A 26833-nucleotide genomic window follows, 5' to 3' on the forward strand; every position below is an offset into this window, starting at 1 on the left:
CTGCCCCGCTATCCGCTGCGGGCGGGCGGCACTACGGGCAGGATGGGCGCATGGCTTCATCCGTGCAGATCCTTCTCGTCGGCGGCACGGCGGACGGGCAGACCATCACCGTCGAACTGGACAGCAACGGCCGTCCGCCGCTGACCCACCACCACATCGGCTCCGGTGGGCTGGCCGACGCGCAGATCTACGAGTTGGAGACCGCCCGGGAAGAGGCCCGCGAGTGGCGCTACCGGTGGACCGGCCCGGCGGTGTGACAGCCCAGGTCAGACCCGGGTGAGGGCCTGACTGCGCAGGCTCTCCAACACGCCACGGGTGACCTCCGAGGTGCCCCGCGCCTGCTCGCACACCTCCGCCACCCGGCGGGCGGTGGCCTCGGCGCGTTGCTCCCGCTCGTCCCACAATCGGTCGACCTCGGCCAGCAGCGGCCCCTCGACCTCCCGCTCGACACCGCGCAGCGCCGGCACGCCGAGTCGTTGGGCCAGGTCGAAGACCTTGCCGGCGTACGGCAGGGGCAGGAACGGTGTGCCGACCATCGCCGCGAAGATCAGGAAGTGCAGGCGCATGCCGACGGCCAGGTCGAAGTGGCGCATCAGCCCGAGCACCTGCTGCGGCGAATAGGTGCCGTGCAGGATCCGGCCCCGCTCGGCGGCGACCATGTGGGACAGGACGCCGTGGGCATGCCGGATGTCGTCGCGTTCCATCGGCACGAACAGCACGTACGCGTCGATCCGGTGCACCAGGAAGTCACCGATCTGGGCCAGCAGCCGGTGGTAGCCGTCCACGTCCAGCCGCTCGGCGGCCCGCCCCGGCTCCCGCACGCTGATCCCGACCAGTCGCTTGCCGACCGGCACACCCTCCTCGGCCAGCAGGTGCGCCGGGAACTCCTCCGGTTGCAACAGGAAGGCCGGGTCCGCGGTGACCGTGATCGGGTTGAGCAGGCCAGCCTCCTCCAGCACCATCCGGGACTCCTGGTCACGGACGGTCACCTGAGTCGCGCCGGAGAGCGTCTCCCGGACCATGCCGGTGTCCACCCCGTCGCTGAGCGGCCCGACCCCCACCGCGTACGTGATCAGCGGCAGGCCCCGCTCCTGGGCGACCCGGACCACCCGCAGGTAACGGCGAGCCTCCCGGTCGTAGAGGATGCCACCGCCGCCCAGGATGAGGAGGTCGAGCTGGGCCAGGACCAGGGCGGAGTCGGTGCGGCTGACGCCCTCCCAGGGCACCGCCTCGACGTCCGGATGGGCGGCCCGGGTGTGCTCCGGGTTACGGGAGAAGACGATGATCCGGGCATTCGGTTCCTGCGTACGCAGATCGGTGAGCAGGCCAGTGAGGATCGCCTCGTCGCCGAGGTTTCGCCCACCGTACGAGCCCAGCACACCGATGGTCAGTCCGGCACCGTGCGTCATCCGTCGCTCCTCCCCAGGTGCGGTCCGCGCCGGTTTCCCGCTGGGCAGGTGAACAGTCCTGCCGGGGGGACCGTCCTGGGGTCTCGCTTCCGACCTCAGCTCGCCGGGTCGATCCGCTTCGCCATCTGCTGTGAGGTGACCTCGAAGCCCAGACTGCGGTAGAGCCCGATCGCCACGGTGTTCGTCCCGAACACGTTCAGACCCAGCTCGGGCACCTTGAGCTGGGCGAGTTCGACCTCGATGAGCTGGATCATCCGGCGTGCGTACCCATGTCCCCGGTGCTCCTCGTGCACCTCGATGTTGTGGATCCACGCCTGGTCCGGGGCGGCGGCCGTCGGCAGGGTCACCCAGATCCAGCCGATCTCGGTGTCACCGACCCGGCCCATCCGCAGCAGCGCTCCCTCGGTGGCCGCGCCCGCCGGCAGCGACTCCCGGATCTGGCTGCTCGACCGATCAAGGGCCGCCTCCGGGGTCATCCCCCGGTGCGCCACCAGGTCATCGGCGTACCCCTGCTCCAGCGACACCAGCAGCCGGGCCAACTCCTGCGCCGTCATCGGCGTCAATGTCAATTCCACAGTCGCTCCCCTTCGTCGTTGCCAGCGGGTAGTGCAGCAGAACCCGCCCGGACACGCCACCGGGTTGGCCACGGCGGGACGGCCAGGCGTGCGCGACCCGGCCATGATGACGAGCTCACGTCAGCGATGGCCACCTCGACAATCCGGAGGGGGTGGCCACCGGCGGGGAAATGGGTTGTCCGGCGGCGTGGACGGGGCGCACGGTGAGTAGGTGACGCAGCAGACCACCAACCGGATCGGCTGGACGGACCTGCCCGAGCGGGTCCGGACGTCGGTGCAGGAGATCATCGGCGACCGGGTGGTCGAGGCGGTGTCCCAACCGGGCGGCTACTCGCCGGGCACCGCGGACCGGGTCCGCACCGCGACCGGTCGGCGGGCGTTCGTCAAGGCGATCAGCCCGGCGCAGAACCCGGACAGCCCCGGGATGCACCGGGCGGAGGCCCGCACGGCCGCCGCCCTGCCGGCCTCGGCACCGACGCCCCGACTGTTGGGCTGCCACGACGACGGCGAGTGGGTGGCGCTGGTCTTCTCCGACGTGGACGGTCGACACCCGGCCACCCCGTGGCGGGCCGACGAACTGACCCGCGTCCTGAAGGCCCTGGAGGTGATGGCCGCGGTGCTCACCCCGAGCCCGGTGACGCACGTGCCGACCGCCGCCGACCGGCTGGCCGAGGACTTCGCCGGGTGGCACCGGATCGCCGCCGACCCACCGGCTGTGCTGGACCCGTGGGCCCGGGAGCACCTGGACCAGCTGCGCGCCGCCGCCGACCACGGCATCGCCGCGCTGACCGGTGACACGCTCTGCCACGTGGACGTACGGGCCGACAACCTGCTGCTCGACGCGACCGGCACGGTCACCGTCGTCGACTGGCCGTGGGCCTGCCGGGGGCCGGCCTGGCTGGACACCGCGCTGCTGCTGGTCAACGTCCGGCTGCACGGCGGGCACGACACCGAGTCCCTGCTGCGCCGGCTGCCGATCACCGCCGAGGTCGACCCGATGACGCTCACCGGCGTGTACGCCGGGTTGGCCGGGTTCTTCGCCGACGGCGCTCGTCGTCCGCCACCGCAGGGCATCCCCACCGTCCGCGCGTTTCAGCAGGCCCAGGCCGACGCCCTGCTCCCGTGGCTGGCCACCCGCCTCCGGTGACCCGGCGGGCGGGTCAGGGCGCCGTCGGCGTCGACCCCCGCTGACCGGCGGGCGGGTCAGGGCGTCGTCGGCGTCGACTGCAGGTGGCGTGCCAGTTGCGCCAGGTCGGCAAGGCGCAGATCGCCGTCGAGGCCCTTCAGCGCGGCGGTCATCGCACCGGCCGCCCGCCCGGCCCGCAGCCCCACCTCGGCATCCTCGACCACCAGGCACCGCGCCACGGGCACGCCCAGCAGAGCGGCGGCCCGCAGATAGCCCTCCGGGTCCGGCTTGCCCACCCGCACGTCCTCCACGGTGACCAGCACCGGCGCGACGATGCCGGCGGCACCGAGCCGAGCCTCGGCCAGTCGCGCGTCCGCGCTGGTCACCACCGCCCAGGGCAACCCCAACCGGGCCAGCGCGCTCAGCAGGTCGTGGGCCCCGACGGTGGCCGTCACGTCGGACAGGTCGTCGTACTGCAACGAGAGCTGCCGCGCCGCAGCCGCGGCGACCGCGCTGTCGTCGAGCGCGGGCAGCAGCCGGCGGATGGTCCGGTCGGCGGGGCTGCCGTGGGCGATCGCCAGCGCCGCAGCGGGGTCGACGGCGTACTCGACGGCCCACCGCTCCCAGGCCCGCTCGACGGCGGCGTCGGAGTCGACCAGGGTGCCATCCATGTCGAACAGCACCGCGCCGATGCCTGCCAATGTCACGCCACGCTCCCCCTGATGCTCGTCGGACGACAATAGCCGCCCCGCTCCCCCGCCCCAAGATCCGCGCAACTTCGGGGATCCTGCTGCCTCGCCGACTGCCCAGGCAGCAACAACACTGAAGTTGCGCGGATCTTGGCGGGTGGTGTCCTCAGCTCGGCAGGGGGCCTCAACCATCCGCCGCACGGGAGGCGTTCTTCTCACCGAGGGGGTGGGCATGACCGAGACGTTCCACGAGTTCGTGGTGCAGCGTTCGCCGGCCCTGTCCCGGACCGCCTACCTCCTCACCGGTGACCATCAACTCGCCGAAGACCTCGTGCAGACCGCCCTGGCGCGCACCTACCGCCACTGGCGACGCATCCGCGACGGCGATCCCGAGGCGTACGTCCGCCGCGTCATGTACCACCAACAGGTCTCCTGGTGGCGACGCCGACGCCTCGCCGAACGACTCGAAGCCGAACCCACCGAACGAGCCGGCGGCGACCACACCGACACCACCGCCCTACGACTGACCCTCACCGCCGCGCTGCGCCACCTCACCCCCCGCCAACGGGCCGTCATCGTGCTGCGCTACTACGAGGACCGCACCGAAGCGCAGGTCGCCGACCTGCTCGGCTGCTCTCTCGGCACCGTCAAACGCCACGCCCACGACGCACTGCGCCGACTCCGAGCGGTCGCTCCCGACCTGCTGGACGCCGCCGCGGAGAGGAGCACCCGATGACCGCCCGGCTCCGCGACGCACTGCGTGCCACCGCCGAGGACGTGCCCACCTACCCGGTGTACGAGCGCGCTCTCGCCACCGCCCGCCGCGACCGTCTGCGCCGCGTGGGCGTCGGCGCCGCGGCGTTGTTGCTGCTCGCGTTGGCCGGCGTCGTGGTGCCGCTGACGCGTACCCCCGGCCTCGACCCGGCCGCCGCCGCGAACGCCGCGCTGCCCGACCACATCGCCCTGCCGCCGATCGGCACGCTGCATGTCACCGACCGTCCCCGGCTCGGTCCGGCGTCGGTCATCTTCGACGGGCCGGCGCCGCGTCTGCACGGTTGGAACGACGTGAACGTGGTCGGCGTGGTCGACGCGGACTCCGACCGCTACCGGATCATGCGGATGGGCGGGGAGTCACTGGCAGGCGTGTCGGTCCACCTCTCCCCCGACGGCCGGTACGTGGCCCGGCCGGACGGGGTCCAGGACGATCCGGGCGTCGAGGTCATCGACCTGATCACCGGCCGGACCCAGCGACTCACGTCGCCCGTCGACCGCAGTGTCTGGAGCACACCTGTCGGCTGGTCCGCTGACGGCGGGTCGCTGGTGGTCAGTGACGAAGTGCCGGTCGCGTTCGAAGGGGCCACGTACACCACCGTGCTGAGTGCGGTGACCCTCGGCGGGGAGCGTTGGACCAGGCTGGCCGCCGGCGCCCAGGAGGCCCGCTTCGGCTCGACCGTCGCCGCCGCCCCGGGTCGGCTCGCCTACCAGTACGGCCGCACCGTCGCGGTGACCGATCTGGCTGGCCGCGAGCTCTCCTCGTTCGCCCTGCCCGACGAGACATGGCTGGCCGGCAAGGGCGCATGGCGTCCGGACGGCACGAACCTGACGCTGGCTGTCCGCCGGGCGGACAGCGAGTGGACCCTGCGTCAGGTCGACCCCGCCAGCGGCCGGGACGTCGGTCCACTACGCCTGCCCGCTGTGTCCGGGGTCGTCGCCATCCGGCTGCTCGGCTGGGCGCCGGACGGGTCGGCCCTGGTGGCGGCCTATCAGCCGGACGCCCTCGCCCCCGACCTGCCGCTCGAGGAGCAGACGGCCCCGCCCACGAGCGACCAGCGCGTGCGCACCGTGCGGGTGCTGGCGCTCACGCCCGGCGCCACCGCGCCGCGAACCGTGTTGACCGCGCCGGACCAGGTCATCGCCGTCGACGTCGCCGACCAGGTGGTCCGCAGCGGACGCGTCCGCGACGCGCAGCCGCCGGGCGGAGTGGGTGGTCGGTTCTGGCTCTGGACGGGTCTCGTCACCATGCTGGTCACGGTCGGAGTGTTGTACGCGAGCCGCCAACGGATCGCGCTGTGGCTCGACGATCGACGCGTCAGGCGGGCCCGCCGGGCTGGTGGGTGAGAGACGGCAGCAGCACGGTCGGCGTCACTCGCCCCGATTCAAGACCGGACGAACGGTGTCGACGAACGAGATCCGGTGATTCGCCCGTGCCTCGATCGCGACGAGCCAGCGCTCCCGATGGCCCTCGCGCAAGGGCGTCGTCGCCCCGCCCGGCTCGTCGCCCAGCCGACGCTGGTCGGCGTGCTCCGCACCGATGCTGGTCAGCACAGCCCGGCTCGCCGCCTCGACCTCCGCCGGCCCTTCCAACAACACCAGGTTGTACGCCTCGTCCACGGCGCGCATCGCCACGTACGCCTCGTCGTAGCCCGAAACCGGCTCACTCCCGCCGGCGTCGAGCCACCGCCGGTCCAACTGCCGGTACGCCTGGTCGCAGGCGCTCAGGAACCCGACGTACGCGTCCCGCCGTAGCTCGTCCCGGCGCGTCGCCCGCCGTTCGACGCTCTCCTGCCGGGCCACGGCGAGCTGGTGGGCCAGTTGCCGTCGGGTGCTCAACGCGCCGACCAACCCGGTCAGGGCGGCGGCGGCCAGCGTGGACAGTGAGGTGATCAGCGCGACGGCGACGGTGTCCTGCACCCGGCCATCATGGCGGCGCGCGCAGTGGGCGTCGTCACCCGGGCGCGGGTCGACTCCGGGTCAGCACGCGGTCGATGGTTGGCGGTCGGGCAGCTCGACACGCCGAACGCCGCGCTGCTGAGCTGCCAGGGATCGTTCGCGGGCACGTACTGCTGCCGTTTTCATGATGAGGGGTGGGCGCGGCAGGTTTCGAACCTGCGACCCCCCGCTTGTAAGGCGGGTGCTCTCCCACTGAGCTACGCGCCCGGATCGCCCGTGCGGCGGGCCGGTGGTGGGCAAGCTTACCTTGCCCGCCACCGGTCCCGGCGCACGGCGTACCCCGGTCAGACGGTCGCTGCGGCGATGGCCTTGCGCCAGCCCTGCTGGTCGCGGGCCTCGCCCGGGCCGTTCATCTCGGCGAAGCGGACCACGCCGGCCTTGTCGATGACGAAGGTGCCCCGGTTGGCGAACCCGGCGACGTCGTTGAAGACCCCGTACGCCTGGGCGACACCGCCGTGCGGCCAAAAGTCGGCCAGCATGGGGAACTGGTAGCCCTCGCGGTCAGCCCAGATCTTGTGGCTGTAGGCCGAGTCGACGCTGACGGTCAGCACCTGGACGTCGTCGTTCACGTACTCGTCGAGGTTGTCCCGTATCTCGGACAGCTCACCCCGGCAGGTGCCGGTGAAGGCGAGCGGGTAGAAGACCAGCAGGACGATGCGCCTGCCCCGGAAGCCCGAGAGCCGGACCTCCTGGTTGTTCTGGTCCTTCAGCACGAAGTCCGGTGCCTCGGCACCAACCTCGATGGGCATGCGAACTCTCCTCGGGTCGGGTCACGAAAACGGCACCGGCTTGCCACCCGGCGGTGCAGACCGCCGGGCGCGCGAAGCGGCACGGGCTACTTCTTGGCCTTGGCCCCTCGGCGCAGCACCAGACGTGCGCCGCTCCAGTCCCGGCCGGCGTTGACGGTCGAGGTCTGCTGAAGGCCGGCGGTGGGTGCGGACTCCGCGACCTCACTCGGCTCGACGTGCCCGTCACGCCCCGCCTTCGGGGTGAGGAGCCACACGACCCCGTTGTCGGCCAGCGGGCCGAGGGCATCGACGAGAAGCTCGAAAAGGTCACCGTCGCCGTCGCGGTACCAAACCAGCACGGCGTCGACCACCTCGTCGGTGTCCTCGTCGACCAGATCTCCACAGCGGTCGGTCAGGGCGTCTCGGAGATCCTGGTCGACGTCGTCGTCGTACCCCATCTCCATGACGACCATCCCCGGTTCGATTCCGAACCGGTCCGCCAGGCTGCGTACCCCGTCGGCGGCCTGACCAGCGGTCGCGCTCACTGTCGCGTGCCTCCTCATCTCGTCCCTGCTCGCGGCGTCGGTGCGACGCCGTCAGGCAAAGTCCACACAGTTGTGCGTCCGCGCGCAAGTGGCGCACCGGGTGGAACGGAATTTACCGTGCCAGCAGCGTACGGGCACCGTCGGTAATGGCTTCCGCGGAGACCAGTACGTGACGTGCTGCCGGACCTAATGGTACAAACGAGTCAACTGCCGCTACTCGTCGCGCGGCACCGACATATCCGGCGTCGACCAGCGCGGCGATCACTCCCTCGCCGACCCCGCCGGAGCGGCGTGTCTCGTCCACCACCAGCACCCGACCGGTCGCCGAGGACTCCCGGATGATGTCGGCCACCGGCAGGGGGGCCAACCAGCGCAGGTCCACCACCCGCGTGCCCACCCCCTCCTCGGCGAGGACGGCCGCTGCCCGCAGCGACATCCGCACCCCGTTACCGAAGGTGATGATGGTCAGGTCGTCCGCCGAACCGACCCGGTAGACCCGGGCCCGGCCGATCGGCACGTGCCCGGCCACCCACGCCCCCGGCTCCGGGTATCCGGCCAGCCACTCCCCGTCGCCATCGGCGTACAGGTCGCGGGTGTGGTAGAGCGCGATCGGCTCCAGGAACACGCAGACACTGCCGTCCACCGCCGCGCTGGCCAGGCAGGTCCGCAGCATGGGCGCGGCGTCGTCCGGCCGCGCCGGCACCGCGACCACCAGACCAGGCACATCCCGGAGTACGGCCACCGAGTTGTCGTTGTGGAAGTGCCCGCCGAACCCCTCCTGGTACGCCAGCCCGGCCACCCGCACCACCATCGGGTTGCGGAACGCCCCCTGCGAGAAGAACCGCATGGTGGCCGCCTCGCCGCGCAGCTGGTCTTCGGCGTTGTGCAGGTACGCCAGGTACTGGATCTCCGGCACCGGCAGCATCCCGGCCAGCCCCGCGCCCAGGCCCAACCCCAGCACCGACGTCTCGTCCAACAGGGTGTCGAAGACCCGGGCCGCCCCGAAACGGTCGCGCAGCCCCTTCGTCACCCCGTACACGCCGCCCTTGGCAGCCAGGTCCTCACCGAAGATCGCCATCTGCGGGTGGTCGAGCATCCCGTCGGCGAGCGCCGCGTTGATGCTCTGCGCCAGGGTCATCGGCCCGCTCAGCTCCGGCGGCTTGCCACCGAACGCCTCCGCCCGGGCACCCGCGCCCGGGCCGCTGGCCCGCGCCGCGGCGTCGGCCACCGCCCGCGCCACCCGCATCGGGCGGCGGGGCGCCAACGTCGACACCACGTCGGCCGCGGAGGCGAGCTTCGGCTCGCCCAGCACCTCCTCGGCCAGCCGGCGTACCTGCCAGCCGGTCTCGTCGTACCGGGCCAGCAGCTCCTCGCCGGTCGCCACACCGGTGTCGACGAGCAGCCGCGCGGTGGCGGCCACCGGGTCCCGGTCCAGGTCCTCGGCCAGCTCGGCCGGGCTGCGGTACGCCGACTCCGCGTCCGCCCCGGCGTGCCCCATCAGCCGTACGGTGCGCAGGTGCAGCACGGCAGGCCGCCGGGTACGGCGTACCCAGGCCGCGGCCTCCGCCGCCACCGCGTACGTCTGCACCGGGTCGGCCCCGTCCGCGCTGAAGTAGCGGATACCCGGCTTGGCCCGCAGGGTCGCCTCGACCCAGCCCTCCGGTGAACGGACGCTGATGCCCAGCCCGTTGTCCTCGCAGACGAAGAGCACCGGGATGCGCAGCTTGCCGTGGTCGTACCACCCGGCGGTGTTGAAGGCGGCGGTGGCGCTGGCGTGGTTGACCGAGGCGTCGCCGAACGAGCAGACCACGATCGCGTCCGGTGGCCAGGGAGCGTGCGCGGCGCCCGCGCCGCTGCCGGCCCGGACCCCCGCCCCGGTACGCCGCCCGGCGCTGTCCAGCCGGCGCAGCCGTTCCACGGCCAGTCCCATGCCGACCGCACGGGGCAGGTGCGAGGCGATGGTGGAGGTGGTCGGCACGATGGCCAGGTCGGCCCGGCCGAACACCTTGTGCCGACCGCCGGCGATCGGCTCCTGGCTGGAGGCGACCATGCCGCGCAGCACGTCCCGGGCCGCGTCCGCGTACGCCGCGAACCCACCGGTCGGCGGCTCGGTCCCGGACGGCTCGGACGGCTCGGACTGGTCGGCTGCCTCGGGTTCGGCGGCGGGCCCCGGGTCCACGGCTCGCTGCGGGTCCACGGCGGGCTGCGTGCCGGTGCCTGGTGGCGTGCCGGTGGCTGGTTGCGTGCCAGGGGGTGGTTGCGTGTCGGCGGCCCGCTGTGCCTGGTCCGCCGGTGTCGCCTCGGCGGCGGCCTGCGCGGCGCGCTGGCAGTAGAACGCGCCGGAGCGGTAGTGCAGCAGCGCCGGATCGGTGGGACGTAGCGCGGCGGCGACCGCGGCGTTGCCCTCGTGCCCGGCCGAGCCGATCGTGTAGAAGCCCTCCCCGAAGCTGCGCAGCCAACGGCCGGCCAGGTCGAGCTGCCGGCTGGTCACCTGTGCGTCGAACAGGTCCAGCACCTGCGCGCCGGTCAGTGGGGCGTCGTCGGTGACCGGGTCAGCGGGATCACGCCGTTGCTGCGCGGCGGGCAGCGCCGCCAGCGTCTCCCGGAATCGGTCGTCGAGGTCTTGCGGGGTGGTCACGTCGGACAGCATTACCGACGGGAGGCCGCCTCGCCCAGTGGGACACGGCTGGGGCGGGTCGGCTCACTCCGGCCCGCAGGGCTCCGGGCAGCCACCGTCGGACACCTTCCACACCAGGTCACGAAGGGTGCTCAGCTCCCGGTCGGTCAGCCCCGACAGGAGTCGGGAGTCAGACATCACCTCGGTCACCCGGTCCCGTTCGACGCGCCCCTTCTCGGTCACCACCAACGTCTTCTGCCGGCGGTCCGCCGGGTCGGTGCGGCGCTCGACCAACCCGGCGTGCTCCAGCTTGTCGACCAGCACCGTCACGTTCGACCGGTCGCAGCCGAGTTGGCCGGCGAGGTCACGGGCGGGCAGCGGGTGGTCCGGGTCCAGTTCACGCAACGCCCGGGCCGCCGCCGGGGTGAGTCCCAACTCGGCGAACGCGGAGCCCTGCCGGTGCCGCAGGGCGTCGCTCACGTGGGCCATCCGGCGTAGCACATCGGCGGCGAGACCGGCCCGATCCACCGGCCCACCTGCTGCGGAACCCACCTCCTGCGTCACGGCCACATCGTACGCACGGGGCCGGTCACCGAGGCCCCCGACCGAAGCCTCTAGATCCGCGCAACATCAGGGAAGTTGCTGTCTCGGCGCGCGTTGAGGCAGCACTTTCAGGGAAGTTGCGCGGATCTTGAGCGCGCGACGGCGGCGCGAGGCGCGGTCAGCCGGGGAGGAAGGAGAAGCGGACCTGGCGGGTGGGGTTGTCACCGTTGGTGTCGACCAGGCAGACGGACTGCCAGGTGCCGAGGGCCAGCCGGCCGCCGAGCACCGGCAGTGTGGCGTACGGCGGAATGAACGCCGGCAGCACGTGGTCCCGGCCGTGGCCGGGCGAGCCGTGCCGGTGCCGCCAGCGGTCGTCGGTGGGCAGCAGCGCGTCGATGGCGGTCAGCAGGTCGTCGTCGGAGCCGGAGCCCGTCTCGATGATCGCGAGGCCGGCGGTGGCGTGTGGCACGAAGACGTGCAGCAGGCCGTCACCCTCAGTGGAGACGAACTGCTGGGCCTCTGCGGTGATGTCGTGGACGCTCGGGCGGGACCCGGTCCGGACGGTGATGACGTCGCTGCGCATACGTCGCATTCTGCCCGAGCGGGTCAGGACCCGCCGCCACCGCCACCGGAGTCCCCACCACCCCCACCGCCGGAGTCGCCACCGCCGCCGGACCAGTCCCAGCCGCCCGAGTCGCTCCCGTAGTAGGTCGCCGGGATACCTGTGTCCGCGTGCCTGCGGGGCTGGCCGGGCACGGGCCGCGCCCTCCGGTCAGCAGGTGCCCGCAGGCCGCCGCGCAACTGGGCCGCGCCGAAGACGGCTGCGGCCAGGCCGAGGACGATGATCGGGAGCACGGCGGGATCACCCGACAGGAGCACCCAGGTCGCTGGGATCGCCACGAGCACCCCGACCGCCAGGAGTGCACCGCCGACAACTACTCGTCGCCCGAACATGTCACCACGGTAGGAAACGAGAACAAGGGTCGAAAGCTCGTCGTCGCGCTAAGTTACCGGCGGGTACCTGTGTTGAGCGTCGCGTCAGGGGCCCCTAGACGTGACGGCGGGTGCCACCAGGGGGCAGGATGGCGCTAGAGACCTATCCCACACACAACCGAGGGAACGCCTGTGGCTACGGAACGCAAGCGCCCGGTGATCAGCGACGGCCTACCGAGCCAGCTTCCGGACATCGACCCTGACGAGACAAGCGAATGGGTCGAGTCGCTTGACGGTGTCATCGACGAACGCGGCGCCAAACGCGCCCGCTACGTCATGCTGCGCCTGCTGGAGCGGGCCCGTGAGCGCCAGGTCGGGGTTCCGCCCCTGACCACCACCGACTACATCAACACCATCCCGTCGGAACGCGAACCGTGGTTCCCGGGTGACGAGCACGTCGAGCGGCGGATCCGGGCGTACGTCCGGTGGAACGCCGCGATGCTGGTGCACCGGGCGCAGCGCCCGGAGATCGGCGTCGGCGGGCACATCTCGACCTTCGCCAGCTCGGCTTCGCTCTACGAGGTGGGCTTCAACCACTTCTTCCGGGGCAAGAACCACCCGGGCGGCGGCGACCACATCTTCTACCAGGGCCACGCCTCCCCCGGCATGTACGCGCGGGCGTTCCTGGAGGGGCGGCTCAGCGAGCACCAGCTCGACGGGTTCCGCCAGGAGTTGTCGCACCCCGGCGGCGGGCTGCCGTCGTACCCGCACCCGCGGCTGATGCCGGACTTCTGGGAGTTCCCCACCGTCTCGATGGGTCTCGGCGGTCTGAACGCGATCTACCAGGCCCGGTTCAACCGGTACCTACAGCACCGCGGCATCAAGGACACCTCGCAGCAGCACGTGTGGGCGTTCCTGGGCGACGGTGAGATGGACGAGCCGGAGACGCTGGGCGCCATCGGCGTGGCCGCCCGCGAGGAGCTAGACAACCTCACCTTCGTGATCAACTGCAACCTCCAGCGGCTGGACGGCCCGGTCCGGGGCAACGGCAAGGTCATGCAGGAGCTGGAGTCGTTCTTCCGGGGCGCCGGCTGGAACGTGATCAAGGTCGTCTGGGGCCGCGAGTGGGACCCGCTGCTCGCAGCGGACACCGACGGCGCGCTGGTCAACCTCATGAACACCACGACCGACGGCGACTACCAGACCTACAAGGCGGAGTCGGGCGCGTACGTGCGGGAGCACTTCTTCGGGCGCGACGCGCGGACCCGCAAGATGGTCGACCCGCTCAGCGACGACGAGATCTGGAACCTCAAGCGGGGTGGGCACGACTACCGCAAGCTCTACGCGGCCTACAAGGCGGCCACCGAGCACACCGGTCAGCCCACCGTCATCCTGGCGAAGACGATCAAGGGCTGGACGCTCGGCTCGCACTTCGAGGGCCGCAACGCGACCCACCAGATGAAGAAGCTGACTCTGGAGGACCTGAAGACCTTCCGCGACCGGCTCTACCTGGACATCCCGGACAAGGCGCTGGAGGACAACCCCTACCTGCCGCCGTACTACAACCCGGGTGAGAAGTCCGAGGAGATCCAGTACCTCAAGGAGCGGCGCGAGCAGCTCGGCGGCTACCTGCCGTCCCGGCGGACCAGCACCAAGCGGCTGACCATCCCCGGTCCGGAGCGGTTCGCCGACGTCAAGCGCGGCTCGGGCAAGCAGAAGGTGGCCACCACGATGGCCTTCGTCCGCCTGCTCAAGGACATCATGAAGGACAAGGAGTTCGGCAAGCGCTGGGTGCCGATCATCCCGGACGAGGCCCGCACCTTCGGTCTCGACTCGATCTTCCCCACCGCGAAGATCTACTCGCCGCACGGCCAGCGCTACACCTCGGTCGACCGGGAGCTGTTCCTGTCGTACAAGGAGTCGACGACCGGGCAGATCCTGCACGAGGGGATCAACGAGGCCGGCTCGGTGGCCTCGTTCACCGCGGCCGGTTCGGCGTACGCCACGCACGACGAGCCGATGATCCCGATGTACATCTTCTACTCGATGTTCGGGTTCCAGCGGACCGCCGACGGCCTGTGGGCGGCGGCCGACCAGATGGCCCGGGGCTTCCTGCTCGGCGCCACCGCCGGTCGCACCACGCTCAACGGTGAGGGCCTCCAGCACGAGGACGGCCACTCGATGCTGATCGCCGCCACCAACCCGGCGGTGGTCGCGTACGACCCGGCGTTCTCGTTCGAGATCGCGCACATCATGGAGCACGGCCTGCACCGGATGTACGGGGACGCGCAGGAGAACGTCTTCTACTACCTGACGGTCTACAACGAGCCGATCCTTCAGCCGGCCGAGCCGGCCGGGGTGGACGTGGAGGGCCTGCTCAAGGGCATCTACCGCTACTCCCCCGCACCGGAGGTCGACGGCCCGAAGGCCAACGTGCTCGCCTCGGGCACCGGCATGCAGTGGGCGCTCAAGGCCCAGCAGCTGCTCGCCCAGGACTGGGGAGTGGCCGCCGACGTCTGGTCGGTGACCTCCTGGACCGAGCTGCGCCGCGACGCGGTGGAGACCGAGGAATACAACCTCCTCAACCCGGGCGCCGAGGCGAAGGTTCCGTACATCCAGCAGAAGCTGGCCGACGCGGACGGGCCGAAGGTCGCGGTCAGCGACTGGATGCGTGCGGTGCCGGATCTTATCGCCCGCTGGGTGCCAGGCGACTACACGTCGCTCGGCACCGACGGCTTCGGCATGTCGGACACCCGGCACGCGCTGCGTCGACACTTCCACGTCGACGCGGAGTCGATCGTGGTGGCCACGCTGCGGCAGCTTGCCCGCAGCGGCGCGGTGGCGGCCACCGTGCCGGCCGAGGCCGCCAAGAAGTACGCGATCGACGACGTCAACGCCGCCCCGGTCGGCGAGACCGGCGGCGACAGCTGAACCAGCACGACCAAGGAAGGGCCCGGCGCTTGCGCGCCGGGCCCTTCCTTCGGTACGACCCACCCCCACTCGGGTCGATCATGGAGTTGTGGTGGGGGACGAAGCTGTCAAGTCACCTCGCAACGGGCACCACAACTCCATGATCGACCGCAGCGGACGGCCCGGCGGACGGCCCGGCGGAGGGCCCAGCGGAGGGCCCAGCGGCGGTCCGGAGCCGGAAGCGGCGGCGGTCCGGGGTCCCTGGCGGGGATCCGGACCACCGCCGTCGCGGGTGACGCCGGGAGGATGTGCGCTCGTCAGCCGACGGCGGCCAGGTCGGTGAGCCGGGCCAGCGAGTCCTCCAGGTCGGCGCCGACCCGACGTAGTCCGAGGCGCAGCAGGGCCGCCTTGACCGGACCGGCCGGCCAGCGGACGACGATGAGCCGCACGACGGTCCCGCCCTCCTCCTCGTCGGTGGTGAGCTGGACGTAGATCTCGGTGCGCGCCTCCGCACGAGCACCGGCACCCTTGGCCCGTTCCCGCCAGCCGATCAGCGTCGGCTCCTGGTAGGCGATCACCTCGGCCTCATGCGCCGAGCCGCGCCCCGCCTGGACCAGTTGTCGCCGGCCGAAGCCCTCTCCCGAGAGCACTTCGGCCGCGCGGACACCCGCCAACCAGGCCGGCAACTGCTCGGCCCGCTGGACAACATCCCAGACCACTTCAATCGGCGCCGCCACGTGCGCACTGCGTTCAACGAGGATCATTTCCGTCTTCCTCCGGTGAGGACATCCCACGATATCGGCACTCTATGCGTTAAATCGGACTTACCTGGACGGGTTCGGAAAAAGACACGCCGATCAACCATTGCGGATTGCGCCAAGCCGGCCTATGGCGCATTCATCGAGAGCGCCCTAAAGTCCCGAGCACGTTTCACGTTGACCGGGAGGGCGCATGTCGACCGCACCGATGCCCCAGTTCCCCACCGGCTTCCGTTGGGGTGTCTCCACATCGGCCCATCAGATCGAGGGCGCCACAGCGGTCGACGGGCGTGGTCCGTCCATCTGGGACACGTTCGCGCGCTCCCCCGGCCGGATCGGCGACGGCAGCACCGGCGAGGTGGCCTGCGACCACTACCACCGGCACACCGAGGACGTCGCGTTGCTGGCCGGGCTGGGCGTTTCCGCGTACCGGTTCTCGATCGCCTGGCCCCGGGTGCAGCCCACCGGCACCGGCCTGGCCAACCCGGCCGGCCTGGACTTCTACGACCGGCTGGTCGACGAGCTGCTGGCCGCCGGCGTCGACCCCGTGGCGACCCTCTACCACTGGGACCTGCCCCAACCCCTCGAAGACGCCGGCGGCTGGCTGCACCGCGACACCGCCGCCCGGTTCGCCGAGTACGCCGACCTGACCGCCGCCCGACTCGGCGACCGGGTCCGGCTCTGGATCACCCTGAACGAACCATTCATCCACATGAGCCTCGGGTACGGCATGGGAGTGCACGCTCCCGGTCGGATGATGCTCTTCGACGCCTTTCCGGTCGCCCACCACCAACTGCTCGGGCACGGGCTCGCGGTCACCGCGCTGCGGGCCCGCACCACCAGCCCGGTGGCGATCGCCAACAACTACTCGCCCGTGCGGGTGCTCGGCGACCGCGACGCCGACCGGGCCGCCGGGGCCGCCTACGAGGCGCTGCACAACCGGCTCTTCACCGACCCGCTGCTCGGTCGCGGCTACCCGGAGCTGCCCGGCTTCGACCCGAGCGTCATCCACCCCGGCGACCTCGACACGATCGCCGCGCCGATCGACGTGCTCGGGGTCAACTACTACAACCCCACCGGCGTACGGGCCGCCGAGGAGGGTTCACCGCTCCCGTTCGACCTGGTGCCGCTGGACGGCTACCCGCGTACCGCCTTCGACTGGCCGGTGGCCCCCGAGGGGCTGCACGAGCTGCTCGGCTGGCTGCACGACACCTACGGCGACGCGCTGCCACCCATCGAGATCACCGAGAGCGGCTGCGCGTACGACGACGCGCCGGACACCGACGGGCAGGTGGCCGACCCGGAGCGGATCGCGTACCTCGACGGGCACCTGCGCGCCGTCCGGGCCGCCATCGACGACGGAGTCGACGTGCGCGGGTACTTCGTCTGGTCGCTGCTGGACAACTGGGAGTGGGCCGAGGGGTTCACCAAACGCTTCGGCCTGGTGCACGTCGACTACGCCACCCAGAGGCGTACGCCGAAGTCGTCGTACACCTGGCTGCGGGACGTGATCGCGGCCTCCCGGCCGGGGTCGGCGCGGTGACCACCCTCGACCCGACGCCGGCGTCGCTGCCGGCGGCGCTCGCCGAGCCGACCGTGCCGGTGCGACGCGGCTGGATCGGGTTGATCTTCGCCGCCAACCTCGGCGTCTGGATGGCGTTCTTCACGCCCATCCAGGTGCTGCTGCCCCAGCAGATCGAGCAGATCGCACCCGGCGACAAGGAGAACATGCTGGCCGTGGTCACCGGCCTCGGCGCCCTGGCCGCGGTGCTCGCCAACCCCCTCGCCGGCGCGCTCTCCGACCGCACCTGCCTGCGGGTGGCCGGCCGCGAGTTCGGTCGCCGGCACGTCTGGACGGCGGGCGGGGCCCTGCTGGGCGCGGCGGCCCTGGTGCTGTTGGCCCAGCAGCGGACCATCCTCGGGGTCGCGCTCGGCTGGGTGGCCGCGCAGGTCTGCTTCAACGCGATGCTGGCCAGCCTCAGCGCCGCCGTCCCGGACCGGGTCCCGGTGACCCAGCGCGGTGGCGTCTCGGGCTGGGTGGGCATCCCGCAGGCGCTCGGGCTGGTGCTCGGCGCGGTACTGGTGACCGCAGTGGTCACCGGCAACGCCGCCGGCTATCTGGCCATCGCCGTGGCCATCCTGCTGTTGTCGCTGCCGTTCGCGCTGTTCACCCCCGACGAGCCGCTGCCACGTACGCACCGGCCCGTGGTGCGCACCCGGGCGTTGCTGGCCTCGATGTGGATCAGCCCGCGTCGGCACCCGGACTTCGCCTGGGCCTGGATCACCCGGTTCCTGGTGCAGCTCGGCAACGCCCTGGGCACCCTCTACCTGCTGTACTTCCTCACCGACGGGGTGCGCCACCCCGATCCTGAGGGTGGGCTGCTGGTGCTGATCCTGCTCTACACGCTCGGCATGATGCTGACCGCTGTGGTCGCCGGACGGCTGTCGGACCGTTCCGGACGCCGCAAGATCTACGTCATCGCATCCGGGGTGATCATGGCGGTGGCGGCGCTGCTGCTGGCGGTGGCGCCGGTCTGGCCGATGGCGATCGTCGCCGCGCTGCTGCTCGGCGCCGGCTACGGCGTCTACCTCGCCGTGGACGCCGCGTTGATCACGCAGGTGCTGCCCCGGGCCACCGACCGGGCCAAGGACCTGGGCGTCATCAACATCGCGAACTCCGCGCCGCAGGTGCTCGGCCCGGCGCTCTCCGCCCCGCTCGTCGTGTACCTGGGTGGCTATCCCACCCTTTACGCCGTCACCGCCGTGGTCACCTTGATCGGCAGCGCGCTGGTCGTCAAGATCCGCTCGGTTCCCTGAGTCGAGGCCCCTGGCGGAATGCGCTCGACCGTCGCCGTAGGCTGGGGGACGTGACAGTACGTGTGCGCTTCGCCCCCTCCCCGACCGGCATGTTCCACGTCGGCGGCGCCCGCTCGGCGCTGCAGAACTGGATCTACGCCAAGCAGCAGGGCGGGGTGTTCGTGCTGCGTATCGAGGACACCGACGCGGCGCGCAACAAGCCCGAGTGGACCGAGGGGATCCTCTCCGCGCTGGACTGGATCGGCATCTCGCGGGGCAGCTACGAGGGCCCGCACTTCCAGTCGGAGAACGCCGGCGAGCACCGGGCCGCCGCCGCCCGGCTCTACGAGTCGGGTCGCGCCTACTACTGCGACTGCACCCGCGAGGACGTGCAGGCCCGCACCGGCTCGCAGTACCAGGGCTACGACGGCTACCACCGCGACCGTGGCCTCGGCCCGGGCCCGGGGCACGCGCTGCGCTTCCGTACGCCGGACGAGGGCGCGACAGTGGTCGTCGACCTGATCCGCGGTGAGCCGACCTTCGAGAACAAGCTCATCGAGGACTTCGTCATCGCCCGGGGCGACGGCTCGCCGGTCTTCCTGTTGGCCAACGTCGTGGACGACATGACCATGGGGATCACCCACGTGATCCGGGCCGAGGAGCACCTGCCCAACACGCCCAAGCAGCAGCTGCTCTGGGACGCCCTCGGGGTCAAGCCGCCGATCTGGGCCCACGTGCCGGTGGTGGTCAACGAGAAGCGGCAGAAGCTGTCCAAGCGCCGGGACAAGGTCGCTCTGGAGGCGTACCGCGAGGAGGGCTACCTCCCCGGCGCCATGCGCAACTACCTGATGCTGCTCGGCTGGGCGCCGTCGGGCGACCGGGAGATCGTTCCCTGGTCGGTCATCGAGGAGGAGTTCCGGCTCGAAGAGGTCAACCCCTCCCCCGCGTTCTTCGACGAGAAGAAGCTCCGCGCGTTCAACGGCGATTACATTCGCGCGCTGCCGGTGGACGAGTTCATCGACGCCTGCCAGCCGTGGCTGACCGGCACCGGCACCATCGCGCCGCCGCCGTGGCAGCCCGAGGAGTTCGACGCCGACGCGTTCGCCGCAGTCGCCCCGCTGGCCCAGACCCGGATCACGGTGCTCAGCGAGATCGTGCCGAACGTCGACTTCCTCTTCCTGGCCTCGCCACTGATCGACGAGGCCGCGTGGGCCAAGACGATGAAGGAAGGCTCCGCCGAGCTGCTCGACGACGCCGTCGCGGCGTTCGAGGCGCTGGAGTCCTGGGACGCCGAGTCGCTGAAGTCGACGCTGGAGGCGGTCGGCGCCGAGCGTGGCCTCAAGCTCGGCAAGACGCAGGCGCCGGTACGCGTCGCGGTCACCGGCCGCACCGTGGGCCTGCCGCTGTTCGAGTCGCTGGAGGTGCTCGGTCGTGAGCGCGCCCTGACCCGGATGCGCGCCGCCCGGCTCCGACTGGTCTGACCTCCGAGCTCCGGCGCCGTCTCCGCCGCCGGTCGCCGGCCAACCGGGCTGATGCCCGGCCGTTCAGCGGCGTCGGGCTCGGAGCCACCGCTGCAACCCGACGACGAGCGCGCCCACCAGCAGGGCCGCCGCGATCGTCCACAGCCAGCCGCGCATCTGGCTGCTCTCCTGCGCGGCCGGCACCGGGCTGCCCGCCGCGGTCGCACCGGCGGTCGCGGTGACGGCCGGGGCTGCCGACGACGCCCCGCCGGAGGTCGGACCCGCCGCCGCGGTCGGGGCGGAGCCACCGGCGGTCGGGGCGGAGCCGCCAGCGGTCGCCGGCGAGGCGGACGGGTCGGCGGCGGTGCCGGTCGTGAGGGTGAATCGCACCTCGCCCTTCACCGGGTGTCCGTCCGAGGACGCGAGCTGGTAACCGACGATGTAGAGCCCGGCCGCCGCCGGCTTGAACGGCACCCGCACCCGGCTGCCGTCGAAGGCCGGCGGGCCGCCAGCGACCACATTGTCCGGCCCGGTTATTGTGATCTTCGTCGTAGCCGGTGCCGGCTTGGCCAGGAACCGCAGCTCGATCTGGGCGGGTGCCGTCGCCACCCGGGCACCGTCGCGCGGGTCGCTGCCAGTCAGCGAGTTGTGCGCGGCGGCTGGCGTTGCCGGCGCCAGGAACGACACACCGAACGCCACGCCGAACACCACTGGCACGACCCGTGCCATACGTGTAACCCTGCCCCCCATGAACCCCTCCGTAAGGGTACGATCCGCCCGCTGATCTAACCGCTCCTCATTAGTCGAGCAGAGATCGCAGATAGTTCCAATTACTGTTCCACAAGCTGCAACTCATCGACGTTTTCCGGAGTCTGTAAGGGTGAGCCCGACCATCTGGTCGGTGCCGCATCGGCAGACCGATCCAGACGTCACAACGATGCCATCCATCGAACGGGGCGAGGAGGCGGGATGGTCCGTCACATGAGGTGGTTGGCAACCGTGCTGGCGGGCGCGCTGGCCACGGCGTTGCTGTCACTAGGCACTGCCGGCCCGGCCTCGGCGGCGCCGAAGCCGCCACCCGCCGGAGTGGACATCGCCGGCGAGGGCCTCTCCGCGCCGCTGCGGTTGCGCGCCGACACGCAGCCCACCCACGTGGGCGCGGTCATCGACCAGGTCAACTTCCTGGCCCCCACCGGCATGCCGAAGGGCCCGAAGCCGGCCGACCTCGGTCCGAAGTACACGGTCGTGGTGCTCGCCGGCGAGACGCCGAAGCAGACCTACGATCTCTATCCCAAGGCGGTCGGCGGCCCCCGCGTCTACCGGCCGGCGAAGCAGCCGGACGGCCGCAAGATCAGCGCCGGTTGGTTCCTGGGTCGGCTCAGCATGTCCGAGACCCTGCGCACCGCCGGCGTCCCGCTGGAGCGGCAGTTCGACACGGTCAGCGGTGGCGTGGGCGGCGGCGAACGGGCGCTCCCGGAGAACACGCTCGACCCCGCGAAGGACCTTGACAAGGCGCTCGGCGACCTGCAACGCCTGCTGCTGCTCAACGTCGGGGTGATGCTCACGATCACGGTCGGCCTCGCCGGGATCGCCCTGCTGATCCGTCGCCGCACCCGCTGAGCTACCCCCGCCCGGTGGTCAGCACCAGCGGCGCGGTGGGCGTTGCCGGCGGGTGGCCCGCGGCCGAGGTCGGACCGGGCCGTGCCGATGCGCCCCGGCCCAGCCGGGAAGTTCGCTGAGGCAACCAGCGGGAACGTCCGAGTCGGGTTCGGCGAGGATGTTGGGCTCCCCGGAGCGCTGGCGCGGCAGGGCGGCATCGTCGTCGGCCCGGCCGGCGAGCGGCTCCACCGGGTGCGACGGTGCGCCGCCGACCGGCCGGCGGTGCTTGCCAGCCGCCTGCGGGTCGTGGTGCCCCGGTCGGCAGGGCTCGCCCTGGGCGCAGCCGTGCTCGGCCTCCCCGTGCGCCATCCCCGGTCTCCTCACACTCGTCCCAACCTCGGGTGCTCCCCCCGACGTGCCCTGTCACCGTACTGGCCGGGACCGGCGGGCCGCGCGCCGCGTACCCCGGGGTCAGGACCGGGCGGTTCATCCGGACGACGGGGAGCGCGGGACCTGGTTACGCAGTTCACAGCTTCTTTTCGTGCCGTTCACCGTGGGGGCGCGGCCGGGGCGGAGCGGTGCTCAGCGGGTGCGGTGAGCCTCCAGGTCGGCGCGGGTGAAGAGCGCTCGCAACGCCACGCCGTGGCCGGCGAGCGCCTGCGCTCCACCCTCGGCCCGGTCGATGACGCAGAGGGCGTGCTCCACCCGGGCACCCAGGTCGCGCAGTTGCCCGGTGGAGATGACCACCTGGCCGCCGGAGGTGACCACGTCCTCGACCACCAGCACCCGCCGACCGACCAGCTCCGCCCCCTCGGCCAGCCGGGCAGTCCCGTACGGCTTGGCGCTCTTGCGGACGAAGGCGCAGGGCAGCCCGGTGTGCCGGCCGAGCGCGGTCACCACCGGAATGCCGCCCATCTCCAAACCGGCCAGCACCTCGGTGTCGGTCGGGACCAGGAGCGCCAGCTGGGAGGCCACCCGGTCCAGCAGACGGGGGTCGGCCTCGAAGCGGTACTTGTCGAAGTACTCGTCGGCGGTCCGCCCGGAGCGGAGCACGAACGTGCCGGTCAGCCGGCAGGTGGTGTCGATCTCGCGAGCCAGCGCGGCCAGGGTTCCCACATCGGTCATGATGATCATTATCGCGTCGGCGACTCGGGGTCCGCGTACCCCTTTCGGCGCATGTCGGCGTCGGCGGGCTCCTCCTGCGGACGGTGTCCGAGGGTCGGCCGCTGTGGTGGGATCGGGGCATGCGTCCGCCACCGTGGCTCGGCTCCGGCACCCTGGCCCGCGACGTCGCGCTCGCCGGCGCGTCGCTCGCCGGCGGCCTGGCGCTGTACGCCCTGGATTGGCAACCGCAGATCCACCGGGACGCGGGCCTACCGACGACGCTGTTCCTGCCGCCGCTGCTGGCGATGTGCGTGGCCGTCGGCCTGCGCCGGGTCGCCCCCCGCACCAGCCTGGCCACCGGCACCGTGGCACTGGTCGTGGACGTCGCGCTCGGCGGCTCCCTGGGGACGATCCTGATCTACACCCAGGTGCTCTACGACGCCTGCGTGTACGGCCCGCCCCGCCTGTGGCGGTGGTTGCTGCGGGTGACCGTCGCGCTGAGCCTGATCGGTGCGGTCGTCGGCGTCCTCCTCCTCGGCCAGTGGCGCGGGGTCGCCGTGGGGGTGCCAGTGGTGCTCGCCGGGTTGCTGCCGGTCCTGACCGGGGTCAGCGTCCGGCAGTACCGTGACCAGGCCGCCGCCGAGCGGACGCGGGCCGAGCAGACCGCCCGGCTGGTCGAGATGGACCGCCGGCAGGCGGTCAGCGCCGAGCGCGCCCGGATGGCCCGGGAGCTGCACGACGTCGTCGCCAACCACCTCAGCGCGGTGGCCATCCACGCCACCGCCGTGCTGTCCGTGCCCGGGCTGGACCGCGGCCAGGTCGAGTCGGCGTTGCGGGTGATCCGGGAGAGCAGCGTGCAGGGGCTCGCGGAGATGCGTCAGATGATCGAGGTGTTGCGCGAGCCGGGGACCACCGGTGGGCCGGCCCCGGTGGGAGACGACCCGGCCGTGGCGGAGATGGTCAGCGCGCGGCTGGCGGAGGCGGACGGGTTGGTCGAGCGGATCCGCGCTGCCGGCCTGGCGGTGCGGGTCCGCACCGACGGCACGCCGGGGCCGCTGCCGGTGGCGGTGGACCTGGCCGCGTACCGGATCGTGCAGGAGTCGCTGACCAACGCGCTCAAGCACGGCACGGGTGAGGCCGATCTGACGATCGCGTACGGCTCGGCGGAGGTGGTGCTGACGGTGGAGAACCCGGTGCGCCGGAACGGGATCGGTCTGACCGGCGCCGGGGCCGGGCTGATCGGGATGCGGGAGCGGACCACACTGCTGGCCGGTCGACTCACCGCCGGGCCGCAGGACGGTCGCTGGCTGGTGCGGGCCGCCCTGCCCACCGGGGAGGGCGGGTGACCGGGCCGTCGGGAGACGCGGGCACGGCGACGGTACGGGTGGTGCTTGCCGACGACCAGCCAGCGGTACGGGCGGGGCTGGCCCTGATCCTGGGTGGCTCACCGGGCATCGAAGTGGTCGGCGAGGCGGCCGACGGCGACGAGGCGGTGCGGTTGTGTCGGGAGTCGCGCCCGGACGTGGCGGTGCTGGACGTCCGCATGCCCCGCCGGGACGGGATCTCCGCGACACGGGCCATCGTCGCCGACGGGCTCGCCGACGTGCTGGTGCTCACCACCTTCGACCTCGACGAGTACGTCTTCGGCGCATTACGTGCCGGCGCGGCCGGGTTCCTGCTGAAGGACACCGACGCCGACGGCCTGGTGACCGCTGTGCGTACGGTGGCGCGCGGCGACGGCTTCATCGCCCCCGCGGTGACCCGCCGGTTGATCACCGCCTTCGCGGCCACCACGCCGGGCGCGTCCGCGGCCACCCGGGCCGCGCTGGGCACCCTCACCCCACGCGAGCGGGACGTGCTGGCCTGCCTCGGCCTGGGCCTGTCCAACCAGCAGATCGCCGATCGGCTGGTGCTGGCCGAGAGCACCACCAAGACACATGTGAGCCGGATCCTCGCGAAGCTGGGCCTGCGTAGCCGGGTACAGGCCGCGATCCTGGCCCAGGAGCTGGGGCTGACCGCTCCCCCACAATCGTGAACCGGGTTCGGTCCACTCCGGACGGTGCTGGATCGCTTGCCTGCCGTACGCTGCGCGCCACCGGCGTCGATGCCGGCCGCTCAGAACGGAGCACACGTGCGACGGTGGTGGGGACCGACGGTCCTGCTGGTGCTGATCATGGGAACGGGTGGTTGTGACGCCATCCTCGCCGAAGACTCAGCCTCGCTCTTCGCACCCGAGGCAGGGGTGTGTCACGCCACCGCCTCCGACGAGCGCAGCCCTGAGGCGTACACGCCGATCCCCTGCTCGTCGAAGCACGAGACGGAGACCTTCCTGGTCGGCCGGTTCGGCGGCGCGGACGCCGCTGCGGAGGCGCCACCGGTGGCCGACAGCGAGGGCCGTGGGCGGGTGTACAAGTCGTGCGACGCCGAGGCCGACCTCTTCCTGGGTGGCGAATGGCGCGAGTCACGGCTGGCGATGCGGGTGCTGATCCCGTCGGCGGCGCGCTGGGGGGCGGGTGAACGGTGGTACCGCTGCGACCTGCTGGAGATGCATGCGGTGGACCGGTGGTTCCCGAACCCCCGGGCAAACAGCCTGAGCGGCGCCCTGACCGGTGACTCGCCGCTGCGGCTGAGCTGCTTCACCGAGCCGGAGGAGACCTCCCAGGGCCTTGTCAATCTGCCGCCAGCCTCCTGCACCGGGCCGCACGCCACCGAGTTCGCCGGCATCTGGCGGGCCGGGCCGGACGTCGAGGAGTTGACCGACGAGATCGTGGACGCGGGGTGCCTGTCGAGCATCGCCGATCATGTCGGATTGCCGGAGGGGACTCTGGGGCAACGTTTTGAGCCGTTGGCGCTCGTGCCCGAGGGCGAGCCTGAGTGGCAGGCGGGCACTCTCAGCGTGTGGTGCTTCCTCCACAGCCCTCAGCGGGTGCTCAACGCGTCGGTCAAGGGTGCCGGCCGCACCGTCCTAGCGGCGGCCCGCTGACCGGTGCCGACGTGGATGGCCTGCTCACCACGTGTCAGGCTAGGGCGGTGAGCACGCCGGGCGGTGGAGACCTGTCGGCCACGCTGCGCCGGATCGAACGTTCGGCGGGGGCGTTGGCCACCTCCAGCGTGGCCCGGATGGACGACACGCTACCGTGGTTCCGGACCCTGCCGGCCGACCAGCGCTCCTGGGTGATGCTGGTGGCGCAGGCGGGCGCCCGGTCGCTGGTGCAGTGGCTGCGTGACGGCGGCGGCACGGCGGACAGCACCCAGGAGGTCTCGGACGAGGTCTTCGCCGCCGCCCCGCAGGCGCTGGCCCGGTCGATCACCCTCCAGCAGACCGTGGCGTTGATCAAGGTGACCATCGACGTCGTCGAGGAGCAGGTGTCGCACCTGGCCGCCGAGGGTGAGGAGCAGCAGCTGCGCGAGGCGGTGCTGCGCTTCTCCCGGGAGATCGCGTTCGCCGCCGCCCGGGTGTACGCGCGGGCGGCCGAGTCGCGCGGCGCGTGGGACGCCCGGTTGCAGGCACTGCTGGTCGACGCGCTGCTGCGCGGTGACTCGCCGGACGTGCTGGCCAGTCGGGCCGCCGCGCTCGGCTGGGCGGACGCGCCGCCGGTGGCGGTGGCGGTCGGTCGGTCGCCCGGCGGCGAGGTGTCCGCGGTGCTGCACGTGGTCTACCGGCAGGCCCGCCGAATCGGGGTGGAGGTCATCGGCGGGGTGCACGGCGACCGGCTGGTGATCGTGCTGGGCGGCGCACCGGACCCGTTGACGGCGACCGCCAAGTTGTTGAGCGCGTTCGGGGACGGCCCGGTCGTGGTGGGTCCGGCCGTGCCGAGCCTGGACGAGGCGACCGAGTCGGCGCGGGCGGCGTTGTCCGGTTTCCGGGCGGCACCGGCATGGCCCAGCGCCCCCCGGCCGGTGCCGGCCGCGGACCTGTTGCCGGAGCGGGCCCTCGCGGGCGACGCGGAGGCCCGTCGGCGGCTGCGGCACGACGTGTACGCGACGCTGGTACGCGCCGGTGGCGAGCTGCTGGCGACCCTGGACGCGTTCCTGGCCGCCGGCGGCACACTGGAGAGCGCAGCGCGGGCGCTGTTCGTCCATCCGAACACCGTGCGTTACCGGTTGCGTCGGATCGCCGAGGTGACCGGCTTCTCGCCGCTGTCACCGCGGGACGCTTTCGCTCTCCAGGTCGCGCTGACAGTGGGTCGGTTGGATCCGGTCGCCCCGCTCATCTCGCCTGTCCCGACTCAGACAATGACCCCGGCCACCCGGAAAACCACCCAAAACGAGGATGATCCCCGCCGATCTTTGTAGGAAACCTCCAAAGGC

The 26833-nt window shown here is 72.0% G+C and carries 27 protein-coding genes and 1 tRNA gene; 13 read left to right on the forward strand and 15 right to left on the reverse strand.

What is annotated here, in order from left to right:
• Nucleotides 1–50: 50 nt before the first annotated feature.
• Nucleotides 51–257, forward strand: coding sequence for a hypothetical protein (locus GA0070619_RS20380; protein WP_088949546.1), 207 nt, complete (start codon nucleotides 51–53; stop codon nucleotides 255–257).
• A 9-nt stretch (nucleotides 258–266) separates the two neighbouring features.
• Here the strand turns inward: GA0070619_RS20380 and GA0070619_RS20385 are convergent, their stop codons facing one another.
• Complete coding sequence (locus GA0070619_RS20385; RefSeq protein WP_088949547.1) at nucleotides 267–1409, reverse strand: polysaccharide pyruvyl transferase family protein; 1143 nt, start codon at nucleotides 1407–1409, stop codon at nucleotides 267–269.
• Nucleotides 1410–1504: 95 nt separating this feature from the next.
• Nucleotides 1505–1984, reverse strand: a complete 480-nt coding sequence (locus tag GA0070619_RS20390) for a GNAT family N-acetyltransferase (protein ID WP_157744060.1) — start codon at nucleotides 1982–1984, stop codon at nucleotides 1505–1507.
• A 211-nt stretch (nucleotides 1985–2195) separates the two neighbouring features.
• On the opposite strand from GA0070619_RS20390, the gene GA0070619_RS20395 reads away from it, so the two are divergent.
• Entirely contained in the window at nucleotides 2196–3131 is a 936-nt protein-coding gene (locus tag GA0070619_RS20395) for a phosphotransferase family protein (RefSeq protein WP_088949549.1), read from the forward strand.
• Between the two features lie 56 nt (nucleotides 3132–3187).
• Here the strand turns inward: GA0070619_RS20395 and GA0070619_RS20400 are convergent, their stop codons facing one another.
• Entirely contained in the window at nucleotides 3188–3817 is a 630-nt protein-coding gene (locus GA0070619_RS20400; protein ID WP_088949550.1) for an HAD-IA family hydrolase, read from the reverse strand.
• Nucleotides 3818–4031: 214 nt separating this feature from the next.
• Here GA0070619_RS20400 and GA0070619_RS20405 point away from each other — a divergent pair, with 214 nt between their 5' ends.
• Nucleotides 4032–4535, forward strand: a complete 504-nt coding sequence (locus tag GA0070619_RS20405) for a SigE family RNA polymerase sigma factor (protein WP_088949551.1) — start codon at nucleotides 4032–4034, stop codon at nucleotides 4533–4535.
• A complete protein-coding gene (locus GA0070619_RS20410; RefSeq protein WP_088949552.1) occupies nucleotides 4532–5917 on the forward strand; it encodes a hypothetical protein in 1386 nt (461 codons plus the stop codon). Before GA0070619_RS20405 ends, GA0070619_RS20410 begins: the two co-directional genes overlap by 4 nt.
• A gap of 24 nt (nucleotides 5918–5941) precedes the next feature.
• Here the strand turns inward: GA0070619_RS20410 and GA0070619_RS20415 are convergent, their stop codons facing one another.
• From GA0070619_RS20415 to GA0070619_RS32530, 8 genes are all read right to left on the reverse strand, one after another.
• Nucleotides 5942–6490 (reverse strand): hypothetical protein, encoded by a 549-nt coding sequence (locus tag GA0070619_RS20415; RefSeq protein WP_088949553.1) that lies wholly within the window; start codon nucleotides 6488–6490, stop codon nucleotides 5942–5944.
• Between the two features lie 174 nt (nucleotides 6491–6664).
• Nucleotides 6665–6736: transfer RNA gene (locus tag GA0070619_RS20420), tRNA-Val, on the reverse strand.
• Between the two features lie 77 nt (nucleotides 6737–6813).
• A complete protein-coding gene (locus GA0070619_RS20425; protein ID WP_088949554.1) occupies nucleotides 6814–7278 on the reverse strand; it encodes a peroxiredoxin in 465 nt (154 codons plus the stop codon).
• 86 nt (nucleotides 7279–7364) lie between these two features.
• On the reverse strand, nucleotides 7365–7802 hold the full coding sequence (locus GA0070619_RS20430; protein ID WP_007463483.1) for a DUF3052 domain-containing protein: 438 nt from the start codon (nucleotides 7800–7802) through the stop codon (nucleotides 7365–7367).
• Between the two features lie 112 nt (nucleotides 7803–7914).
• Nucleotides 7915–10452 carry a thiamine pyrophosphate-dependent enzyme gene (locus tag GA0070619_RS20435; protein WP_088949555.1) on the reverse strand — a complete coding sequence of 846 codons (2538 nt, stop codon included), beginning with the start codon at nucleotides 10450–10452 and terminating at the stop codon, nucleotides 7915–7917.
• A 51-nt stretch (nucleotides 10453–10503) separates the two neighbouring features.
• Nucleotides 10504–10908: a MarR family winged helix-turn-helix transcriptional regulator gene (locus tag GA0070619_RS20440; protein WP_088951929.1), complete on the reverse strand. Its 405-nt coding sequence runs from the start codon at nucleotides 10906–10908 to the stop codon at nucleotides 10504–10506.
• A 232-nt stretch (nucleotides 10909–11140) separates the two neighbouring features.
• On the reverse strand, nucleotides 11141–11545 hold the full coding sequence (locus GA0070619_RS20445; protein WP_172862082.1) for a YjbQ family protein: 405 nt from the start codon (nucleotides 11543–11545) through the stop codon (nucleotides 11141–11143).
• 23 nt (nucleotides 11546–11568) lie between these two features.
• Complete coding sequence (locus GA0070619_RS32530; protein ID WP_157744061.1) at nucleotides 11569–11862, reverse strand: hypothetical protein; 294 nt, start codon at nucleotides 11860–11862, stop codon at nucleotides 11569–11571.
• A gap of 225 nt (nucleotides 11863–12087) precedes the next feature.
• On the opposite strand from GA0070619_RS32530, the gene aceE reads away from it, so the two are divergent.
• Entirely contained in the window at nucleotides 12088–14826 is a 2739-nt protein-coding gene (aceE, locus tag GA0070619_RS20450) for a pyruvate dehydrogenase (acetyl-transferring), homodimeric type (protein WP_088949557.1), read from the forward strand.
• A 296-nt stretch (nucleotides 14827–15122) separates the two neighbouring features.
• Here the strand turns inward: aceE and GA0070619_RS20455 are convergent, their stop codons facing one another.
• Nucleotides 15123–15569 carry an SRPBCC family protein gene (locus tag GA0070619_RS20455; RefSeq protein WP_088949558.1) on the reverse strand — a complete coding sequence of 149 codons (447 nt, stop codon included), beginning with the start codon at nucleotides 15567–15569 and terminating at the stop codon, nucleotides 15123–15125.
• 187 nt (nucleotides 15570–15756) lie between these two features.
• Here GA0070619_RS20455 and GA0070619_RS20460 point away from each other — a divergent pair, with 187 nt between their 5' ends.
• The 3 genes from GA0070619_RS20460 to gltX are packed head-to-tail and all read left to right on the forward strand — an operon-like array spanning nucleotide 15757 to nucleotide 19840.
• Nucleotides 15757–17106 carry a GH1 family beta-glucosidase gene (locus GA0070619_RS20460; RefSeq protein WP_088949559.1) on the forward strand — a complete coding sequence of 450 codons (1350 nt, stop codon included), beginning with the start codon at nucleotides 15757–15759 and terminating at the stop codon, nucleotides 17104–17106.
• The gene (locus GA0070619_RS20465) at nucleotides 17103–18380 is read left to right on the forward strand and encodes an MFS transporter (RefSeq protein ID WP_088949560.1); all 1278 of its coding nucleotides are present in this window, start codon (nucleotides 17103–17105) and stop codon (nucleotides 18378–18380) included. Before GA0070619_RS20460 ends, GA0070619_RS20465 begins: the two co-directional genes overlap by 4 nt.
• A 50-nt stretch (nucleotides 18381–18430) precedes the next feature.
• Nucleotides 18431–19840, forward strand: a complete 1410-nt coding sequence (gene gltX, locus GA0070619_RS20470) for a glutamate--tRNA ligase (RefSeq protein ID WP_088949561.1) — start codon at nucleotides 18431–18433, stop codon at nucleotides 19838–19840.
• Nucleotides 19841–19903: 63 nt separating this feature from the next.
• On the opposite strand, the gene GA0070619_RS20475 is transcribed toward gltX, so the two are convergent.
• On the reverse strand, nucleotides 19904–20548 hold the full coding sequence (locus GA0070619_RS20475; protein WP_231927116.1) for a copper resistance CopC family protein: 645 nt from the start codon (nucleotides 20546–20548) through the stop codon (nucleotides 19904–19906).
• 240 nt (nucleotides 20549–20788) lie between these two features.
• Between GA0070619_RS20475 and GA0070619_RS20480 the strand changes: the two genes are divergently transcribed.
• Nucleotides 20789–21439, forward strand: a complete 651-nt coding sequence (locus GA0070619_RS20480; protein ID WP_088949563.1) for a hypothetical protein — start codon at nucleotides 20789–20791, stop codon at nucleotides 21437–21439.
• A gap of 18 nt (nucleotides 21440–21457) precedes the next feature.
• Here the strand turns inward: GA0070619_RS20480 and GA0070619_RS20485 are convergent, their stop codons facing one another.
• Nucleotides 21458–21787, reverse strand: coding sequence for a hypothetical protein (locus GA0070619_RS20485; protein ID WP_088949564.1), 330 nt, complete (start codon nucleotides 21785–21787; stop codon nucleotides 21458–21460).
• A gap of 213 nt (nucleotides 21788–22000) precedes the next feature.
• A complete protein-coding gene (locus tag GA0070619_RS20490; protein ID WP_088951930.1) occupies nucleotides 22001–22543 on the reverse strand; it encodes an orotate phosphoribosyltransferase in 543 nt (180 codons plus the stop codon).
• Between the two features lie 119 nt (nucleotides 22544–22662).
• On the opposite strand from GA0070619_RS20490, the gene GA0070619_RS20495 reads away from it, so the two are divergent.
• The 4 genes from GA0070619_RS20495 (at nucleotide 22663) to GA0070619_RS20510 (ending at nucleotide 26818) form a co-directional block, all read left to right on the forward strand.
• Entirely contained in the window at nucleotides 22663–23868 is a 1206-nt protein-coding gene (locus tag GA0070619_RS20495) for a sensor histidine kinase (RefSeq protein ID WP_088949565.1), read from the forward strand.
• Complete coding sequence (locus tag GA0070619_RS20500; protein ID WP_088949566.1) at nucleotides 23865–24557, forward strand: response regulator; 693 nt, start codon at nucleotides 23865–23867, stop codon at nucleotides 24555–24557. Before GA0070619_RS20495 ends, GA0070619_RS20500 begins: the two co-directional genes overlap by 4 nt.
• A gap of 96 nt (nucleotides 24558–24653) precedes the next feature.
• Entirely contained in the window at nucleotides 24654–25505 is an 852-nt protein-coding gene (locus GA0070619_RS20505) for a septum formation family protein (protein ID WP_157744062.1), read from the forward strand.
• Nucleotides 25506–25516: 11 nt separating this feature from the next.
• Entirely contained in the window at nucleotides 25517–26818 is a 1302-nt protein-coding gene (locus GA0070619_RS20510) for a PucR family transcriptional regulator (protein ID WP_269458518.1), read from the forward strand.
• The last annotated feature ends 15 nt before the right edge of the window (nucleotides 26819–26833 follow it).

This window comes from Micromonospora zamorensis (genome assembly GCF_900090275.1).
Taxonomy (GTDB): domain Bacteria; phylum Actinomycetota; class Actinomycetes; order Mycobacteriales; family Micromonosporaceae; genus Micromonospora; species Micromonospora zamorensis.

Bases quoted from the DNA above. Each gene is read 5' to 3' on its own strand.
- GA0070619_RS20475 (WP_231927116.1), bottom strand. From the start codon at position 20,548: ATGGCACGGGTCGTGCCAGTGGTGTTCGGCGTGGCGTTCGGTGTGTCG.
- GA0070619_RS20480 (WP_088949563.1), top strand. From the start codon at position 20,789: ATGGTCCGTCACATGAGGTGGTTGGCAACCGTGCTGGCGGGCGCGCTG.
- GA0070619_RS20455 (WP_088949558.1), bottom strand. From the start codon at position 15,569: ATGATCCTCGTTGAACGCAGTGCGCACGTGGCGGCGCCGATTGAAGTG.
- GA0070619_RS20435 (WP_088949555.1), bottom strand. From the start codon at position 10,452: ATGCTGTCCGACGTGACCACCCCGCAAGACCTCGACGACCGATTCCGG.
- GA0070619_RS20385 (WP_088949547.1), bottom strand. From the start codon at position 1,409: ATGACGCACGGTGCCGGACTGACCATCGGTGTGCTGGGCTCGTACGGT.
- GA0070619_RS20495 (WP_088949565.1), top strand. From the start codon at position 22,663: ATGCGTCCGCCACCGTGGCTCGGCTCCGGCACCCTGGCCCGCGACGTC.
- GA0070619_RS20425 (WP_088949554.1), bottom strand. From the start codon at position 7,278: ATGCCCATCGAGGTTGGTGCCGAGGCACCGGACTTCGTGCTGAAGGAC.
- GA0070619_RS20445 (WP_172862082.1), bottom strand. From the start codon at position 11,545: ATGCGCAGCGACGTCATCACCGTCCGGACCGGGTCCCGCCCGAGCGTC.
- GA0070619_RS20485 (WP_088949564.1), bottom strand. From the start codon at position 21,787: ATGGCGCACGGGGAGGCCGAGCACGGCTGCGCCCAGGGCGAGCCCTGC.
- GA0070619_RS20460 (WP_088949559.1), top strand. From the start codon at position 15,757: ATGTCGACCGCACCGATGCCCCAGTTCCCCACCGGCTTCCGTTGGGGT.
- GA0070619_RS20405 (WP_088949551.1), top strand. From the start codon at position 4,032: ATGACCGAGACGTTCCACGAGTTCGTGGTGCAGCGTTCGCCGGCCCTG.
- GA0070619_RS20410 (WP_088949552.1), top strand. From the start codon at position 4,532: ATGACCGCCCGGCTCCGCGACGCACTGCGTGCCACCGCCGAGGACGTG.
- GA0070619_RS20490 (WP_088951930.1), bottom strand. From the start codon at position 22,543: ATGACCGATGTGGGAACCCTGGCCGCGCTGGCTCGCGAGATCGACACC.
- GA0070619_RS20440 (WP_088951929.1), bottom strand. From the start codon at position 10,908: ATGGCCCACGTGAGCGACGCCCTGCGGCACCGGCAGGGCTCCGCGTTC.
- GA0070619_RS20380 (WP_088949546.1), top strand. From the start codon at position 51: ATGGCTTCATCCGTGCAGATCCTTCTCGTCGGCGGCACGGCGGACGGG.